The sequence below is a fragment of the Rheinheimera maricola genome, assembly GCF_016918075.2.
GTDB classification, from domain to species: Bacteria; Pseudomonadota; Gammaproteobacteria; order Enterobacterales; family Alteromonadaceae; genus Alishewanella; species Alishewanella maricola_A.
In genome coordinates this window covers 94,491-111,668 of record NZ_JAERPS020000003.1, presented here as the reverse complement: position 1 = coordinate 111,668, position 17,178 = coordinate 94,491, and the positions used below count along the sequence as shown (strand labels likewise).

At 47.2% G+C, this 17,178-nt stretch carries 11 protein-coding genes and 1 pseudogene; 6 read left to right on the top strand and 6 right to left on the bottom strand.

Translation table 11 applies throughout. The features are described from left to right. Positions 1-57: 57 nt before the first annotated feature. From I4W93_RS09165 to upp, 3 genes are all read right to left on the bottom strand, one after another. Entirely contained in the window at positions 58-1,167 is a 1,110-nt protein-coding gene (locus I4W93_RS09165) for an META domain-containing protein (protein WP_205311222.1), read from the bottom strand. Between the two features lie 59 nt (positions 1,168-1,226). Continuing rightward, a complete protein-coding gene (locus I4W93_RS09160) occupies positions 1,227-2,117 on the bottom strand; it encodes an alpha/beta fold hydrolase (RefSeq protein WP_224673355.1) in 891 nt (296 codons plus the stop codon). An 83-nt stretch (positions 2,118-2,200) separates the two neighbouring features. After that, positions 2,201-2,827: a uracil phosphoribosyltransferase gene (gene upp / locus I4W93_RS09155; protein ID WP_205311223.1), complete on the bottom strand. Its 627-nt coding sequence runs from the start codon at positions 2,825-2,827 to the stop codon at positions 2,201-2,203. A gap of 117 nt (positions 2,828-2,944) precedes the next feature. Here upp and I4W93_RS09150 point away from each other — a divergent pair, with 117 nt between their 5' ends. Beyond that, on the top strand, positions 2,945-5,164 hold the full coding sequence (locus tag I4W93_RS09150) for a S9 family peptidase (RefSeq protein WP_205311224.1): 2,220 nt from the start codon (positions 2,945-2,947) through the stop codon (positions 5,162-5,164). 41 nt (positions 5,165-5,205) lie between these two features. Here the strand turns inward: I4W93_RS09150 and I4W93_RS09145 are convergent, their stop codons facing one another. Both I4W93_RS09145 and I4W93_RS09140 read right to left on the bottom strand, forming a co-directional pair. Further along, on the bottom strand, positions 5,206-6,462 hold the full coding sequence (locus I4W93_RS09145; protein ID WP_205311225.1) for a cyclic di-GMP phosphodiesterase: 1,257 nt from the start codon (positions 6,460-6,462) through the stop codon (positions 5,206-5,208). A 122-nt stretch (positions 6,463-6,584) separates the two neighbouring features. Then, positions 6,585-9,188 (bottom strand): TonB-dependent receptor, encoded by a 2,604-nt coding sequence (locus I4W93_RS09140; protein ID WP_205311226.1) that lies wholly within the window; start codon positions 9,186-9,188, stop codon positions 6,585-6,587. A 462-nt stretch (positions 9,189-9,650) separates the two neighbouring features. Between I4W93_RS09140 and psrA the strand changes: the two genes are divergently transcribed. The 5 genes and pseudogenes from psrA to I4W93_RS20595 all read left to right on the top strand — a co-directional run. Then, positions 9,651-10,337, top strand: coding sequence for a TetR family transcriptional repressor PsrA (gene psrA / locus I4W93_RS09135; RefSeq protein ID WP_205311227.1), 687 nt, complete (start codon positions 9,651-9,653; stop codon positions 10,335-10,337). A gap of 1 nt (position 10,338) precedes the next feature. After that, positions 10,339-12,654: an acyl-CoA dehydrogenase gene (locus tag I4W93_RS09130; RefSeq protein WP_205311228.1), complete on the top strand. Its 2,316-nt coding sequence runs from the start codon at positions 10,339-10,341 to the stop codon at positions 12,652-12,654. A gap of 74 nt (positions 12,655-12,728) precedes the next feature. Next, entirely contained in the window at positions 12,729-13,229 is a 501-nt protein-coding gene (locus tag I4W93_RS09125) for a GNAT family N-acetyltransferase (protein WP_205311229.1), read from the top strand. Between the two features lie 130 nt (positions 13,230-13,359). After that, complete coding sequence (locus I4W93_RS09120) at positions 13,360-14,133, top strand: PEP-CTERM/exosortase system-associated acyltransferase (protein ID WP_205311230.1); 774 nt, start codon at positions 13,360-13,362, stop codon at positions 14,131-14,133. 6 nt (positions 14,134-14,139) lie between these two features. Then, positions 14,140-15,015: pseudogene (locus tag I4W93_RS20595) on the top strand (ThiF family adenylyltransferase); the annotation flags it as partial. A 1,227-nt stretch (positions 15,016-16,242) separates the two neighbouring features. Here I4W93_RS20595 and pepA read toward each other — a convergent pair. Continuing rightward, the gene (gene pepA, locus I4W93_RS09110; RefSeq protein ID WP_205311232.1) at positions 16,243-17,016 is read right to left on the bottom strand and encodes a flocculation-associated PEP-CTERM protein PepA; all 774 of its coding nucleotides are present in this window, start codon (positions 17,014-17,016) and stop codon (positions 16,243-16,245) included. Between the last annotated feature and the right edge of the window lie 162 nt (positions 17,017-17,178).

The window sequence follows — 17,178 nt, the reverse complement described above, 5'->3', positions numbered from 1 at the left end:
CTTGCGGTGGCTTTTTTTTACCTTAATTGACTGTTGAAAAAAACGTAACCGCCGCGCTTAGTTCACGGCAGGTTTAAATTGCAAAATTAGCTGGTTATTTTTAAATAATTGTAAAGTATCGCCATTAACTTCTATACGATCTGCCGCTTGCAATGACTGGGTAAATTGTTGCTCTAACTCGCTGCTGTCGGCACAAAACTTACGTGTGCTTACCAGTGGTTGCACAGTTAACTGATTAGAGCGTTGTTTGTAGCCGCCATTAAAGTTATTACAACCGGCAAAACCATACAACCGATCATTGGCTTCAAAAATAACCCGCACATTTAACTGTTGTGGCACGTACTGGGTCGCTAGTTTTTCTGCCCGCCATACAATGCCTTGCATTTTGCCTGGTTGTAATTGGTCCGGACAGCTCGCACCTGGCCAAAACTGTTCAAATTTATCAATAAATAACAGGTTATTTTTATCATCCGGGCCTCTACGTCCAACCAGTGTAGCAATTACCGGGCTACTATTTAAGCGGTCGTCTTGCTGATATTGCCGCATAACGGGCAAATGATGTTGGGTATTAGCGACATCAAGTACCTCACCGCTTTGACAGGCTTTAAAACTGGCCTGATTGTCGCGCAAGGTATATAACCCCAACATGGCCTGGCGCGTATCCAGCTTTCTTACTTCAGCTTCACGACTCAGCTGATAATTTTTGTTGCTGGCAATAGGTTTGCCGGCTAAATCCAGCATTGCCAAGGTAGAGTTATTCAGAAAATGAAAGGCGGGCAAGGTATGTTGTTGGTTCACAAGGTGCAGGCTACGGTTTTCCAGTAACCAAATGCCTTTAATCAGGTTCACTTGATTGCGTTGTAAATACTCTTGTCTGGTTTCAAAGCGGCCGTCACGGAACAGGTTTATATGATAGCTAACACCCGGGCAATCAGCACAAGGCAGTGTGCCACTGAATGTCATATCAGTATCGACAAAAATGTGTTCAAAATCAGTCGCTACAGATGCAGCAGTATCATTATTTTCAATAATATCGCCATCTTCTTGCGGCACTGCGGCAGGCTGAGCCGGAATGATTAATGTCTCGGTCACTGCAGCCTGGCGATCTGCGGGCAGCTGGCTGCAGGACGATAACAATAGTGCAGTAACAAGTAGGCGCTTTTTCATTTGGGCTTCCGGGTTGGAATTTTCGCTATTATAGCGGATTTAGCCTTTGGTATTAACAGCTATTTTAGCGACAAATTTAGTGCATTAACCGCATGTAACAAGCGCTGGGCAGCAAGTTGCGGCTGCTCCTGCATAAAACAATGGCCACCGCTGACACGTTCGGTACTAATGGCCGGGTTACGTTTTTGCCAATTTAGTAACGCTTTGCCGATAAAGTCATAGCTGTTAGTGCCAAAAATGACATGCACTGGCGGACACGGCCTTGCCAGTTGCCGCCAGAGCTTGTCGGGGTAGGAGGCAAAAATGTCGGCTTCACGCTCTGGTAAGCACTTTAAACTCAGGCCATGTTCGCTCGGCTTAAGCGCATGCTCAATGTATGACGCCAGGGCATCGGGGTGCCAGTTAGCAAACATACCGCGATTCGTCAGATAGGCTTTAGCAGTGTCATGGTCTGGCCAATGTTGGCGGCGGCGTAAAGCCGCTTTTGCCAGTGGGTTTCTATGATATAGCCGTACACCATTTAAGGTAGTCATTACCGTTAGCATAGTGGGAGTAAATAACACGGGATCTAGTAAAATAGCAGCGTTAAACGGGCTTGGAGCTGTGGTGTGTATTAACGCCGTTAACACACCGCCAAAACTGTGGCCGACACCATAAACCGCTACAGCAGGGTAAAGATGCTTATGTGCTTGCCACGCTGCAACTGCCAGTTCGGCGCTTTTGTTCCAACCGACAAAGGGGCCGCCATTGTCGCTGTCGCCGTGACCCTGGGCGTCAGATAAAAACATATCAAAATCGTCTGCCAGTAGTTGCAGCATTGGCTGATACATACGGCTACAAAAGCCATTACCGTGCAGCATATGCAGCACTGGCTTGCCGCTTGGCTCTGTGCGGTAACCGCGTAAACTAAAACCGAGCGGCGTGTGATAAGACCACGGAATTAACTGCAACTTATTCTCCTACAACGGCAAACGCAACAATATAAAACGCCGACAAAGTGCCATGCTTTGTGTTCTCAGACAAGCGCTGCTGTCTATTTTGTACCAAACAGTTTATCGCCGGCATCGCCAAGTCCCGGCAATATATAACCGTGTTCATTCAAACAGCGATCAACCGCTGCGGTATAAAGCTCGACATCGGGGTGTGCTTGTTGCAGCGCTGCAATGCCTTCGGGCGCCGCCACTAGTACCAGCGCTTTAATGTGCCTGGCGCCGTGCTGCTTAAGTAAATCGACCGTGGCAATCAGCGAGCCGCCGGTAGCGAGCATCGGATCGACGACAATAGCCAGCCGCTGTTCCAGATCTGACGCCAGTTTTTGAAAGTAGGGCACCGGCTGCAGTGTTTGCTCGTCGCGGTATATGCCTACCACACTGATACGGGCGCTGGGCAGTAGCTCAAGTACACCGTCCAGCATGCCTAAACCGGCACGCAATATTGGTACTATGGTGACCTTTTTACCCTGAATTTGTTCTATGCTAACCGGGCCACTCCAGCTGTCTATGGTGACATTTTCTGTCGGCAAATCTTTGGTAGCTTCGTAGGTGAGCAGGCTACCTAATTCCGCGGCCAGTTGGCGAAATTGCTTGGTACTGATATCTGCTGCGCGCAGTAAGCCAATTTTGTGCTTGACCAACGGATGGGTCACTTCGGTTAATTTCATCGGTTCAATCCTCTGTTTATCGCAGCTAAGCATAACGCAAGCGGCTTTTTCTTGCAGTTTAGCCCGAAGCATTATACAAACGGCAAACTTAATTAAATCAAAGTCGCAGGGACAATAATGCAAGTTAAATTACCACGTTTTGTACTGGCACTGTGTTTACTATTCGGAGGCAGCAATATGGTTGATGCAAAACAACTGCAGTTAGAGCGTCTGTTTGCCGATCCGGCATTAAGCGGTGCCACACCGCGATCATTGAGTATGGCGCCGGATGGCAGCAGGGTAACGTATCTTAAAGGCAAAGCAGAGGACGCTAACCGGCTGGATTTATGGCAATACCATATTAAAGATGGCAAACACAGCCTGCTGGTAGATGCTGACAGTTTAATCAGCGGTGCAGAAACTTTATCGGATGAAGAAAAGGCCCGGCGCGAGCGCATGCGATTATTTGCCTCTGGCATTATCAGCTACAGCTGGTCAAAAAACAGTGATGCGCTGCTATTCCCATTAAACGGCGATTTGTATTACTACCAATTAAACAGCAAGAGTGCAAAAAAGCTGACTAACACCAGTGAATTTGAAACCGATGCGACTATTTCGCCCACCGGGCGTTATGTTGCCTTTATTCGCCAGCAAAATTTGTTTGTACTGGAAATAGCTAACGGCACAGAAACCCAACTTACCTTTGACGGTGGCGGCGAGATTAAAAACGGCATGGCTGAGTTTGTTGCTCAGGAAGAAATGGGCCGTATGACAGGTTACTGGTGGGCACCAGATGACAGCAAAATAGCCTTTACCCGCACTGATGAAAGCGCTGTGGCCGAGGTAGTACGTAACGAAATTTATGCTGAGGAGATAAAGCTGTTTAATCAGCGCTACCCTTATACTGGCACCGCCAATGCCAAAATTCAGCTGGGCGTAGTTGCGCTTAAAGATGGCAGCATAAGCTGGTTACCACACGGTGACAACGACGACATTTATTTACCACGTGTTGAATGGACTAAAAGTGCACGTTATTTAAGTTACCAATGGCAAAGCCGCAATCAACAACAGTTAGAATTACGCCTTGTCGATTTAAACAGCAACAAGCAAACCGTGTTGTTAAGCGAAAGTAGCAACACCTGGTTAAACCTGCATGACGATTTACATTTCCTCGCCAACGAACAAGGCTTTATCTGGGCCTCAGAGCGCGACGGCTATAAACATCTGTACCACTTTGATTTTAATGGCAAGCTGTTGCGCCAACTCACATCTGGCCAATGGGTTGTAGATGAACTGGATGCGGTGAACGAAAAACAAGGCATGGTGTATTTTACCGGTCGCAAAGATACGCCGCTGGAACGACATCTGTATCAGGTAAGTTTAAAAGACGGCAGTATCACCCGTTTAACGGAAGCCGGTTTCGACCATGCGTTAGTGATGGCTAAAGAGGGTAGTAGCTTTATCGACAGTTTTTCTAATGTCACTACGCCGGTTAAAGTGGCGCTACGTGGTCTGGATGGCAAGGTGCTGACCTGGTTAGAGCAGAACGAGTTGAACAACAGCCATGCGCTAACGCCATATCATAGCGAGCTTAATGCACCACGTTTTGGCACCATAAAAGCCGAAGATGGCCAAATGATGCATTATCGCTTGTTTGAACCGAAAAATCTGCTGCAGGGTAAAAAGTATCCGGTAATCGTTAGTGTATACGGCGGCCCACATGCGCAGCGTGTTACCAACAGCTGGAGCCCGCGTGACTTGTACCTGCACTACTTGGTTCAACAGGGGTATTTGGTGTTTCAACTGGACAACCGCGGCTCTTACAATCGTGGTAAGGCTTTTGAAGATCCAATTTATTTAAAGCTGGGTGAAGTAGAGCTGCATGATCAAATACGAGGCGTAGAATATCTGCGTAGCTTGCCCTATGTAGATGCGAGCAAAGTGGCTATTTACGGTCACAGCTACGGCGGTTACATGGCGATAATGGCGATGTTTAACGCTGGTGATTATTTTGCCGCCGGGGTGTCTGGTGCGCCTGTAACCGATTGGGCACTGTACGACACCCATTACACCGAGCGTTATTTAGGCCACCCAGCACAAAATGCCAAAGGTTATACCGACAGTGCAGTGTTTCCCTATGCAGATGGTTTAAAAGGTGACTTGCTTATTTACCATGGCATGGCTGATGACAATGTGTTGTTTACCCATAGCACTAAGCTGTATAAACAACTGCAAGATAAAGGGCTGCTGTTTGATATGATCAACTATCCGGGCAGTAAGCACTCAATGTTTGGCCAGCCGGTGCAAACGCATCTGCATAAAAGTATTACGCAGTTTTTTGACCGGCATCTTAAGTAATTAACAATGCCGGTGTTTACGCCGGCATTTTTCACGCAACATCAGGGCTTGCCCTGAATATGGTAGCTAACCTGGGCTCTGGGGTTCAGGTACTCTGCAATGTGTTGCGGTAATGCTTGTATTTTTATCACTTTGCTAATGCTAAGTTTGTCCGGTTCTAAAGTCAGAATTGGCGCTTCGAGTCTGGGTACATCCGCGTCGTACACCATTACATTCGGGCACAGCAGACTGTCGCTGTTTACCGACATCACGATACCTAACCGTTGATCCGATAAAATGACCACCGTACCCGGTGGATATACTCCCATCATTTTTATCATGACCTTCATTTCGCGCTCGGGGAGTTTACCTTTCATGCTGCGGTACATATAAGACAGGGCATGATGCGGAGAGCGTGATTTACTGACATCTGTCGGGTGACACAAATTATCAAACTCGTTTACCACGGCAATAATTTTTGCCAAGGGGTTAATACTGCTCTCTTTTAAGCCTTTGGGGTAGCCGCTACCATCGATATATTCATGGTGTTGCTCAATTATTGGCCAAGCTTCCAGCGGGAAACTGTCGGTTAGGCCAACCAAGTCTACGCCGTATTTGGTGTGCAGCTTCAACAGATTTTGCTCCGGCTGGGTCAGTGCTGTGGTTTTGCGTAAAATTTGGCTGGGGATTTTTATTTTACCAATATCATGAAACAGTGCCCCCATGCCCACCAGCTTGATTTGCTCGGCGCTTAGCTTGAGATTCTTAGCCAGCATCATTGATAACGTCGATACGTTTAACGAATGATAATACAGGCCTTCTTGTTCTTTGTTGGCGCTGGCAATTAAATGCAGAACTAAGGAGTCTGCGCCGAGTAAAATATCTACCATAGCACTCATCAGGCTACTGGCATCTTCGATGGCATTCAACGGACGGCTTTGTATTTTGCTCATCAAGCTTTTAACTTGCAGTAAAGACTGGGAAAAGGCTTTTTCGGTTTTTTGCAAATCACGACGGTGTGCTTTAGCCTGCTCAATACGTTGCATTTTATCGTGTTGCATTTTCATTTGCGCTTCACTGGCCGCCATATTAAAACTGGCGCTGTCGTCCTCATTGAGTTCGGGCGGCATATCGATTTTTTTGCTTTTATCCGGATACATAAACACGTATTCCAGATCCAATGAGCGAATGATCTGCAATTGCTGCATATTTTCGATAATCATATTACCGGATAGGAAAGGGTGTTTCATCCAGCCGCCAGGTAACTTAATGGCGTAGCCCAGTTTTAATTCCGAAGGTTTAATTTTAAGTGCCGACAACCAGCCACTCCCAACAACATGTTGAATACTTCTCAACAGTGTAAGCGCAGCTGGCATTAATACCAGTGATATAAAACAAAAAAAGGCCAGAAAATTCTGGCCTTAGCATTATGACAAGCTGATTAGAAACGCACTGTGTAACGCAGTGTCCACAACCGGCCGATCCAGTCATGAACTGAGCTGGCGTAACCATTGGTCGGTGATGATGCATAAGGTGGTTCTTTATCTGTGAGATTACGCACAGAAAACAGTAACGACTGATGGTCTGTAATGTCGTAGCCAACACTACCGCTGAATACCAACCAGGCATCAACAGTTTCGTTGCCGCCAAATTTAAAGTCGCCATCACCCAGTTCACTAATGTAGTGCGCTGATAAACTGGCTCGCCAATTGTTTAGCTCCCAGTCAGTGCCAAAGTCTGCAACGAAGTCTGGCCGGGCAACTTCATTGGCACCGCTTAGCTTACCTAGCAGGTCTTCTTTGGCGCTATCTGGTGTTACCTGACGCTCATAATTAAAGGTCTTGGTCCCGGCAGCAAATAACTTGAACGTACCCAGGTTGTCGGTATCAATGCGGTAATCAATTTTAACGTCAATACCGTCGGTTTCCTGGCTACCAACGTTGAAGAAGCCCGTTCTCAAAAACACCAGGTCGTTACCGGCATCCAGTACACAACCAAACTCACCGTTTAGCGCATCAATGCTGCTGGTTACGGGTGCGGTGCCGGCTATACAGGCTTTTAGCGTAGTGTTTGCATCAACATCTACGATATCGGTGTGCTCATAACGCCAGTAATCTGTGGTAACTTGCAAGTTGTCGGTCAGGTTCCACGACAAGCCCAGGTTCACGGCTTCTGAATTTTCAGCACCCAGACCGCGGTTACCTAAGGTCTCCTGATCCAGTTCAAGTTCACCGAAAGAGGCACCAAAATCGCCGCACAGCGCATCAAACGGCTGATCTGAACCGCAGTTGATATACGCAGTGCCCAGAGACTCGCCGGCACCCAGTTGTGATAGTGATGGTGCCCTGAAGCCGGTGCTCCAGGATGCACGCAAAATTAAGTCATCGGTTGCCCGGTAACGTAGTGATAATTTCGGATTTACATCGCCACCAAAATCGCTGTAATGGTCATAGCGCAGGGCGGCTATTACATCTAAGCTTTCTGATATTGGTACGTTAAACTCGGCATATGCCGCATATTGCGTGCGGTCTGCGGCCGCATCGCTCGCACCTAGCGCATATACGCCGCCGCTCTTTGCAATAGCTGATGGCCGATCGAAAATATCTTCGCTTCTAAATTCACCACCAAATACCGCGCTAATACTGCCGGCAGTTAGCTCTATAGGTAAGTCGCCAGCGAAGTTGAAATCGAGAGAAAACACTTCCGACTCACCAATGCGTGGTGCCAGTTCGCGCACTGCCGCACGGCTAGCCTCACTGTTATCAAGCCCCAGATTAAACGGATTGAATGATCCAGCAGCTATACCATCAAGTACTTTGTCAACACCCATGTAGCCTTGTACGTGGGTGATTTCGTTATCTGTTTTACCGTAAATTGCCGCCGTTTCCCATGACCAGTCAGCCAGCTCGCCACGTAAACCAGCTAAAAGACGATAGCTGCTGGTGTCGTAGTCTTGTATGCGCGTTTCCGGGAAGCGTGAGCGAACGCGAATTTGGTTTACCGCACCATCTTCAGCATCGATATCCCGGGCCCATTGTGGCACCAGTGCTGAGTCGCCCGCCACTCTTACGTCAAAGCCTGCCGGCGCATCGTAAGCGGAACCGGTGTTATTTTGAAACATCGCTTCGGCGAAAAACTCGCTGCCGCTGGCCATACGATAGTTGTGATGTAAGGTGGCGCCAATCGCCGTGGTGTCAGGTTGAATAGCGCGCTGGATGACATAGTCGTAACGGCAGCGACTGCTACCATTACTGACATCATCGCCACACCATGGCTCTGGATAGTCAACACCGTCTATCGTGGTGCGGGTGCTGGATTTTAGCGTTACTTCTATCGGCCGGTCGCTATTAAACAGCGCTTCACGGTCGAAGTAATCAATCACCAAAGTGGTGTTACTGTTAGTGGTATTAAAGCCACCGACATAGGTTAGGTTAGTGCGGCCAAAATCACTACTGGCGGTGTCGTCACCATAAGACGCTGATATCTCATGGCCTTCAACTTCTTTACGTAATATGAAGTTGATAACGCCGGCAATCGCATCAGAGCCGTACACCGATGAGGCGCCATCGGTAAGTATTTCAATCCGCTCTATTGCTGACATCGGAATAGAGTTGACGTTGACGAAAGAATCGAAGCCGTTGGTAAACGAATCAACCGCAACGCGGCGACCATTAACCAGTACCAGAGTAGAGCTACTGCCCAGGCCACGTAAACTTACACCTGATGAACCCGCTGGTGCACCATCTGCACCACCAACACCACCATTTTCTGTAAAAGTACCCGCGCTTGATGCCTGAGGTAAATCGCGTAAAAAGGCGCTAACGGTGTCGTAGCCTCGGTTGGCTAGGTCATCCCGGCTAAAAATCTGTACCGGGTTGGCGCCTTCCATGTCCACACCTTTTAAGCGTGAACCGGTTACCTGAATTTTCTCAATTTTTTCCAGTTCTGTTGCCTGATCTTCTGCTGCGTGAGCGGAATAGCCGGTGCTCGCCAGTATCATGGCGATACTTAAGGTTGATAGCTTCATATTTGCTTTAACGTACATACACATTCCTCTGAACAATAAACGCTGCCTTAAAAGGCAATCTGATTGAAAAGCAGTAAAAATGCGTCTTAGCAGTGAGATCCCAAATACAAACCTAATCGCAACAGGCGACGTTCAGTTAGATTAGAGAAGTAAGGTAAGCGAAGCCCTCTGCCAGACGCAGAGGGAGAACTAATTGTTAAACCACTCGGACAAGTAGTGAGGAGAGACGTAATAGCTGTAATGATTGATGGCGCATTTCTGCATCGCTACGTCTCCTTATAAAAAAATGGGGGTAAAAACTATGACGTTAACGTCGCGGATCTGCGTGCGGCTGTCAAGCGCTTTTTAACATTTAACAAAAATGTCCCTGAAATAGCGTTGCCGCCATGGTGCGAGGTAAGACCAGTAAGCGAATTGCTACTTGACAGTTATTTAATTCAAACGTACATTTCAAACACGTGTTTAAATATTGATTTGGTTATGTCAAACAAACTCAGTACCCAACATAAAATACTGGATGCAGCGCAAAGCTTGTTTGCTGAAACAGGTTATAACGGCACTTCTTTACGCCAAATAACCAGCCAGGCTGAAGTGAATCTGGCATCGGTGAACTATCATTTTGGCTCTAAAAAAGAGCTTATTCAGGCGGTGTTGCAGCGTTATCTGCTGGTATTAATGCCACGTTTAGACCAGGAGTTTAACCGCTTGCTGGCAGCGCAGCAGCCTAATAGTCTGAATCAGGTACTGTCAGTTTTTGTGCGGCCATTGTTAGAGCTGAACAAGGTACACCCACACGGTACCCGTATTTTTTTACAGCTACTTGGTCGTGGTTACACCGATGTACAAGGCCATTTGCGTTGGTTTTTTAACCATCACTATGGTCGGGTACTAGACAAGCTGGTGTTGCTAGTTCAGCAGGCTTGTCCGGAGTTACCTGCCGGCGAATTGTTTTGGCGCTTACATTTTTCACTAGGCACTGTGGTATTTACCATGGCCTCCAGTGAGGCGTTGGCTGAAATAGCAGAGGCCGATTTTAACGAAAATGTCGATATCGAAGGCGTGATATTACGCCTGTTGCCGTATCTGTCTGCAGCAATAGCTGCCCCCATCCCTTTAGTTAGTCAATTAAGTCAAACCGCGCCGTTACTGGCGAGTGAAGGAAGGTAATATGTTAATCCTGATAATTTTACTGGTTGCTGCGTTGGTGATTTTCGGTGTTGCCGATATTCGCCGTAACTTGATCACCAAACCGGTGTTTACGGTGTTTAAAAAAATACTGCCACCACTCTCGGATACCGAACGCGAAGCCATGGAAGCAGGAGACGTCTGGTGGGATGGTGAACTGTTTAAAGGCAAGCCGGATTGGCAGAAGCTACATAGTTTCCCCAAAGCTGAACTTAATGCCGAAGAACAGGCATTTATGGATAACCAGGTAGAAACCCTGCTGAAAATGCTGGACGACTACAAAATAGTGCAAGAGCAACGCGACTTACCCGAAGCGGTTTGGGATTTTGTCAAACGTGAAGGTTTCTTCGCCATGATCATTCCCAAGGCTTATGGCGGCCGTGAATTTTCTGCAATTGCTAACTCGACCATCGTATCGCGCATTGCTACCCGCAGTTTAACGGCTGCGGTAACTATTATGGTGCCAAACTCCTTAGGCCCGGGTGAGCTGCTAATGCATTATGGCACCCAGCAACAAAAGGATTTTTGGCTGCCAAGCCTGGCTAACGGTACCGACGTACCCTGTTTTGCGTTGACCGGCCCGGAAGCTGGTTCTGATGCTGGTGGTATTCCGGATAGCGGCGTCATTTGCAAAGGCGAATTTGAAGGTAAAGAAGTTGTCGGTATCCGGCTGAACTGGGACAAGCGTTATATTACCCTGGCACCAGTAGCAACCGTATTGGGCCTGGCGTTCAAGCTGTATGATCCCGAGCAACTGCTGGGCGATAAAGAAGAGTTGGGTATTACTTGTGCGCTTATTCCAACCAGCCACAAAGGTGTTGAAATTGGTGACCGGCATTTTCCAATGAATATGGCGTTTATGAACGGCACCACTTACGGTAAAGACGTGTTTATCCCACTGGACTGGATTATAGGCGGGCCAGATTATGCCGGTCGTGGCTGGCGTATGCTGGTTGAATGTTTATCTGCTGGCCGCGGAATAAGCCTACCGGCATTGGCAACTGCTACCGGGCACCTTGCCGCACGGATGACAGGCGCCTACGGTTATGTGCGCCAGCAATTTGGCATGTCTATTGGTAAATTTGAAGGTGTACAGGAATCATTAGCGCGCATAGGCGGCTTAAACTATAGCCTTGAAGCCATGCGGGTAATGACTGCCGGTGCTATCGACATGAAGCTAAGCCCAAGCGTTGTAACTGCTATCGCCAAATACCACATGACAGAGATGTCGCGTACGCTAATGAATGACGCGTTTGATATTCATGCTGGCCGCGCTATTCAGGTAGGCCCTAAAAACTATCTGGCGCATGGCTACATGGGTATTCCTATCTCGATTACGGTGGAAGGTGCAAACATTTTAACGCGTAATCTGATGATCTTTGGCCAGGGTGCAACGCGTTGCCACCCCTATGTGTTGGCAGAGCTTGAAGCCGCAGCCAACCCCGATGCAGAACAAGGTTTAAAACAGTTTGATAATCTGCTGATAAAGCATATTGGTTTTGCCACCGGCAATACCTTTGGTGCCTTATGGCAGGGTATAACCGCAGGTGTGTTTAACAGCGCTCCGGTGTCTGGCGAAACGGCAAGGTATTACAAGCAGTTAAGCCGTATGAGCCGTGCACTGGCACTTAGTGCCGATTTCGCCATGCTAATTCTAGGCGGAGAGTTAAAACGCCGTGAAATGCTGTCAGCCCGCTTGGGTGACGTATTAAGCCAGTTATATATTGCCTCGGCAGTGCTGAAGTTTTATGAAGATAGCGGGCGTCAGCAGGGCGACCTACCGTTTGTACATTACAGTTTGCAGCGAGCGCTGTTTGAAATTGGTCGGGCTTTTGACGGCTTTTTTGCTAACTTCCCTAACCGTATAGTGGCTCGCGTCCTGAGAACGCTAGTGTTCCCATTTGGTATCGGCTACAAAATGCCAGACGATGACATTGCGATTCAAATTTGCGAAGCACTGTCAAAGCCGGGTGTGGTGCGGGACCGCTTAACCCATCTGTGTTATGTCGGCAGCGACGAAAACGACGCAACCGGATTGATGGAAAGTGCCTTTGTCGCCATGCATGCGGCGCAGCCTTTGATGAAGAAAATTTATCAAGCCCAGCGCGATGGCACACTAGCGCGTAAGCAGCCGTTGGCACAAACCATAGAGCAAGCCCTGGCCGCTCAGGTTATAAGCGCAGCAGAAGCTGAGCAGCTAACAAAAATGAACACACTGCGCTTTAGTGCAATCAGTGTCGACAGCTTTAAAGCGGGTGAGTTAGAAGCGATGGCGCTAGCTGCAGCAAACGCCGCCTAAAGCACTTGCAACATTAAAACGCCGATAGTACTTTGTTGTATTATCGGCGTTTTTTATTGAATAAAGGAAATACAATGGCCTCTGATATAAGTCTTCGTCTAGCTACCGAACAAGATATTCCCACAATATTGGCATTTATTCAGGGACTAGCAGAATATGAGAAATTATCTGACCAGGTTGTGGCGACTGAAGAGAAATTAAAACAAACATTGTTTGGCAGCCGAGCCTATGCCGAAGTCGTCATTGCCGAATATCAACATCAGCCCGCTGGTTTTGCGCTGTTTTTTCATAATTTTTCTACTTTTTTAGCAAAGCCGGGGATCTATCTGGAAGATTTATTTGTATTGCCACAGTATCGTGGTCACGGCTTAGGTAAGCTACTACTAACTTATCTGGCCAAGCTTGCTGTAGAGCGTGATTGTGGCCGGCTGGAGTGGTCAGTACTGGACTGGAATCAACCGGCCATCGACTTCTATCAGTCACAAGGCGCGACTATGTTGCACGATTGGCGCATTAACCGTGTTACCGGCTCGGCGCTTACTAAGTTAGCTCAGCATTTTGGTCAAAACGAATAATAAAGTAAATATAAAGTAACAATAAGGTGCTTTATGTATCAATTTAGTTTTGTCGTATGATTTTGCTATGTAAACCAAACAAACCCTGACTAATATAATAATAAGCCTTTGTAGATAAGCGGATATCACTATGGATTGTGGCAGTTTAGCGGAAAACTTTAATCTCTATTTTGAAATTAAGTTTGCCGGATCAACAATTTTACGCGAAGAATCATTTCGGATAAGACATGCGGTTTATTGTGACGAATTGGGATGGGAACCCCGGCGTGAAAATGGCATGGAAACTGACGAGTGTGATGACTACGCTTTTGCACTGTTGCTATTACACAAGCGCACGGGGCAGTACGCCGGTACTGCCAGGCTGGTTATTCCACCGCCGGATAAACCCGACAGTAAGCTGCCGTTTGAGTCTCATTGCATGGAGTCGGTTAACAGCGAACTGATCGATTTATCTGAATTTCGGCGTGGTTCGTTCAGCGAGATTTCTCGTTTAGCCGTGCCTGAAGCTTTTCGCCGGCGTCTAGGTGAAAAAAACATCCCTTATGTAGTTAACGAGATAAATCTCGACAATGATGTCTTTTCTGAAGAAGAACGGCGCAACTTTCCTAATATTGCCATTGGCTTGTACCTTAGCATTATCGCGTTAACGCAAATGTGTCATCATCGCGCTATGTTCGTGGTAGTAGAGCCAAGATTAAAAAAACGCTTGGAACGCTTAGGACTGGCATTTGAACAAATTGGTGAAGAAATGGACTACCATGGCACCCGAGCCTTATTTTATCTGCCTGAACATAAATTTACGTCTGCGCTGAATCCTGAAGTGCTTGAGTTGTTTCATTTACTTAAACAACAATTAGCACCGCAATTACTGTTGTATCCCTATTTGTCTAAAGATAAAGGTTGAGTATTTATGTCCGCTCCTGCGTTTGATTACTTTCGCGCGTTCTCTCGCAATATTGGCTGGGTCACGCTGGCAGAGCAACAATTGTTGGCCAGCAAATGTGTGGCAATTGCCGGTTTAGGCGGGGTAGGCGGAGCACACGCACTCACTCTGGCGCGGCTTGGTGTCGGCCATTTGCACCTGGCTGATTTTGACAGCTTTGATGTCGAAAATATGAACCGCCAGGCAGGCGCCAGAATGTCATCTGTTGGTCAGAAGAAGGTCGATACCATAGTGGCGATGGTACAAGATATTAATCCTGACATCATTGTTACCACCTTTGCCGATGGAGTAAATGAGCAAAATATGGCGGCGTTTTTGCAAGGTGCCGACGTTTATATCGACGGTTTAGATTTTTTTGTATTAAAAATCCGCAGCTTAATGTTTAAACAAGCCTACGCTGCAGGCATCCCGGCAGTAACTGCTGCACCGCTTGGCATGGGCGTGGCCAACCTGAATTTTTTGCCGGGCAAAATGAGTTTCGAGCAGTACTTTCAACTCGATGGCTGCGACGAAAATGAACAGTATCTGCGCTTCTTTGTTGGCTTGTCGCCAGCGCGCTTACACAGTAATTACTTGGTGGTGCCAGAGAGCATTAATTTACCTGCCCGTAAAGGGCCTTCAACCATAATGGCCTGTGAATTATGTGCCGGTGTAGCCGCGACTCAGGCGCTAAAGCTATTGCTTAATCGTGGCAAGGTGATTGCTGCGCCACGCTGTTTGCAATTCGATGCCTTTGAAAATCGCTACTCCATCAGCTGGCGGCCATTTGGCAATGCTAACCCGATTAACCGATTAGCATTACACTTGGGCCGCAAACACTTTCTTAACCAAGCCGCTGTTACACCGCCAAAGCTGGCACCAGAGCAAGATCCGCTGCGCTATGTACTAGATAAAGCGCGTTGGGCACCCAGTGGTGACAATACGCAATGCTGGCGTTTTCGACCGACTTCGGCACTACAGTGCGATATTTTAGCCAATGACACCCGACATGACGTGGTGTATGACTTAAATGGTTTTGCCAGCAATATGGCACATGGTGCTTTACTGGAAACGGCAATAATTGCCGCATCAGAACGGGGCTATAGCCTGCAGCTAAACAACACAAATCGCAGCAACCCTGAACAACCGGTATATAGCGTTGAATTGGTAGCTGATGACACTATTACCGCCGACCCATTGGCACCTTATATCGAAACCCGTACCGTGCAGCGCCGGCCTATGGGCACTGCCGCGTTAACCGCGCAAGAGAAAAAACAGTTAGAGCAAGCGCTACCAGAGGGATTTGCAGTGCACTGGTTTGAATCGCGCAGCGAGCGCTGGCAAGTGGCTAAGTTGTTGTATGGCAATGCCTATACCCGGTTAATAATGAAAGAGGGTTATGACGTACACAGTAAAATTATCGACTGGGGCAAAAAGTTCAGCATCGATAAAATACCCGAGCAAGCGCTGGGGGTCGACCCGGCCACGGCTAAGTTAATGAAGTGGGCATTAGCCAGCTGGCAGCGTTTTGAGTTTATGGCGAAGTATATGGGCGGTACTATTGCCCCCAGATTGCAGCTAGATCTGCTGCCAGCGTTAAAATGTAGCGCTCACTTTGTGCTATACAGCACCGCTGAAGCACCTGTTACGTTAGGCCAACAGGTTGAAGCGGGCAGGGCACTGCAGCGCTTTTGGTTAACAGCAGCCAAACTTAAGCTGGGGTTTCAACCCGAACAAACCCCGGTAATATTTTCGACTTACCTGCGCGATGACATCAGTTTTACTACTAATCAGCAGGCAATAAATAACGCTATTGAGATGGATCAGAAGTTAAAAGCGCTGTTACCGCCACAGGTGTTTAGTCATAAAGTGTTTTTTGGCCGGCTTGGCCGTGGTGAGCAACCCGCGTCACGTTCTTTACGCTTTAGTTTGGACCAACTTATTAGCGACTAAAGCCGCTTAGCCGGTTGTAAATATGCAGCTTGTTACAGAAAAAATAGCCCTGTTATTTAACTGTAAAGAAAGCGGACAATAAAATACCGGCAATAAAAAAGGGCATCAACTGATGCCCTTTTTGCTATTTGGAATGAATCATTTTTTGTTGCGACGGTTTAAACGTAAACCCAGTAAACCTAAACCTAATACTGCCAGGCTAGCAGGTTCAGGTACAGTGAAGGTTTGGTTGCCATCGTGCTCGATGATAAATTCCTGTGTAGAACCTGGTACACCGTTATAGTTCGGGCTTAAACCACGAATATCCTGTACCGTTACAATTAATTCTGAGTAGACGAACTCATTACCAGAAATATCATTGCCATTGTAGAAGAAATAACCTGGATTGGCATCAAACTTCATTATGATATTACAAGAACCCGTTCTGGTATCCAGGTTATTAAAGCAACTGCCAACGCGGAATGATAAAGTACCCAAAGCCATGGCTGAACCGTCAATAACACCATTGTTCACATTAGTATCAGCATAAATAGTGGCTGAGCCAGATGTAAAGCCAACTGTTTGTGAAGTTGGGAAGCCAGGAAACGGTGGTAAGAAAGCTTCTACAACACCTTCAAAGTCGTAATCCAAGATCAGCTCGTAGCCAGCTGGTGCCATGCTATCCAGGCCCAAATTGAAGTTAACCAGACGAGTAGTACCAAACTCAACAAAGTCGTCTTGGCCAAAAAAGATTGATGCGTTGCCGTTAGTATCTGTCTGGGTCACTATAGCTTCGTCTGGACGCCAGTCCAGTTGATCAAAAAAGACGCTACCAGTGCCGCCAAATAATGAATCATCAAACTCAATAACTGATGCGTTAGCGTTAAATGCCGCAGCACCTGCCAACACTAAACCTGCTATTACCTTTTTCATTTTCATTTCCTTTGTGAAATTACACATTAGTTATTGGGGCTGGCCCGCAAACATATCCTCAATCAGACTATTACTAAGCACAATGCGGGCCAACATTTAATATTATTTAATATCAGCAACTTAATGCATTGTTGGTTCTTATGAAACTGTGGGTTGTAAAAA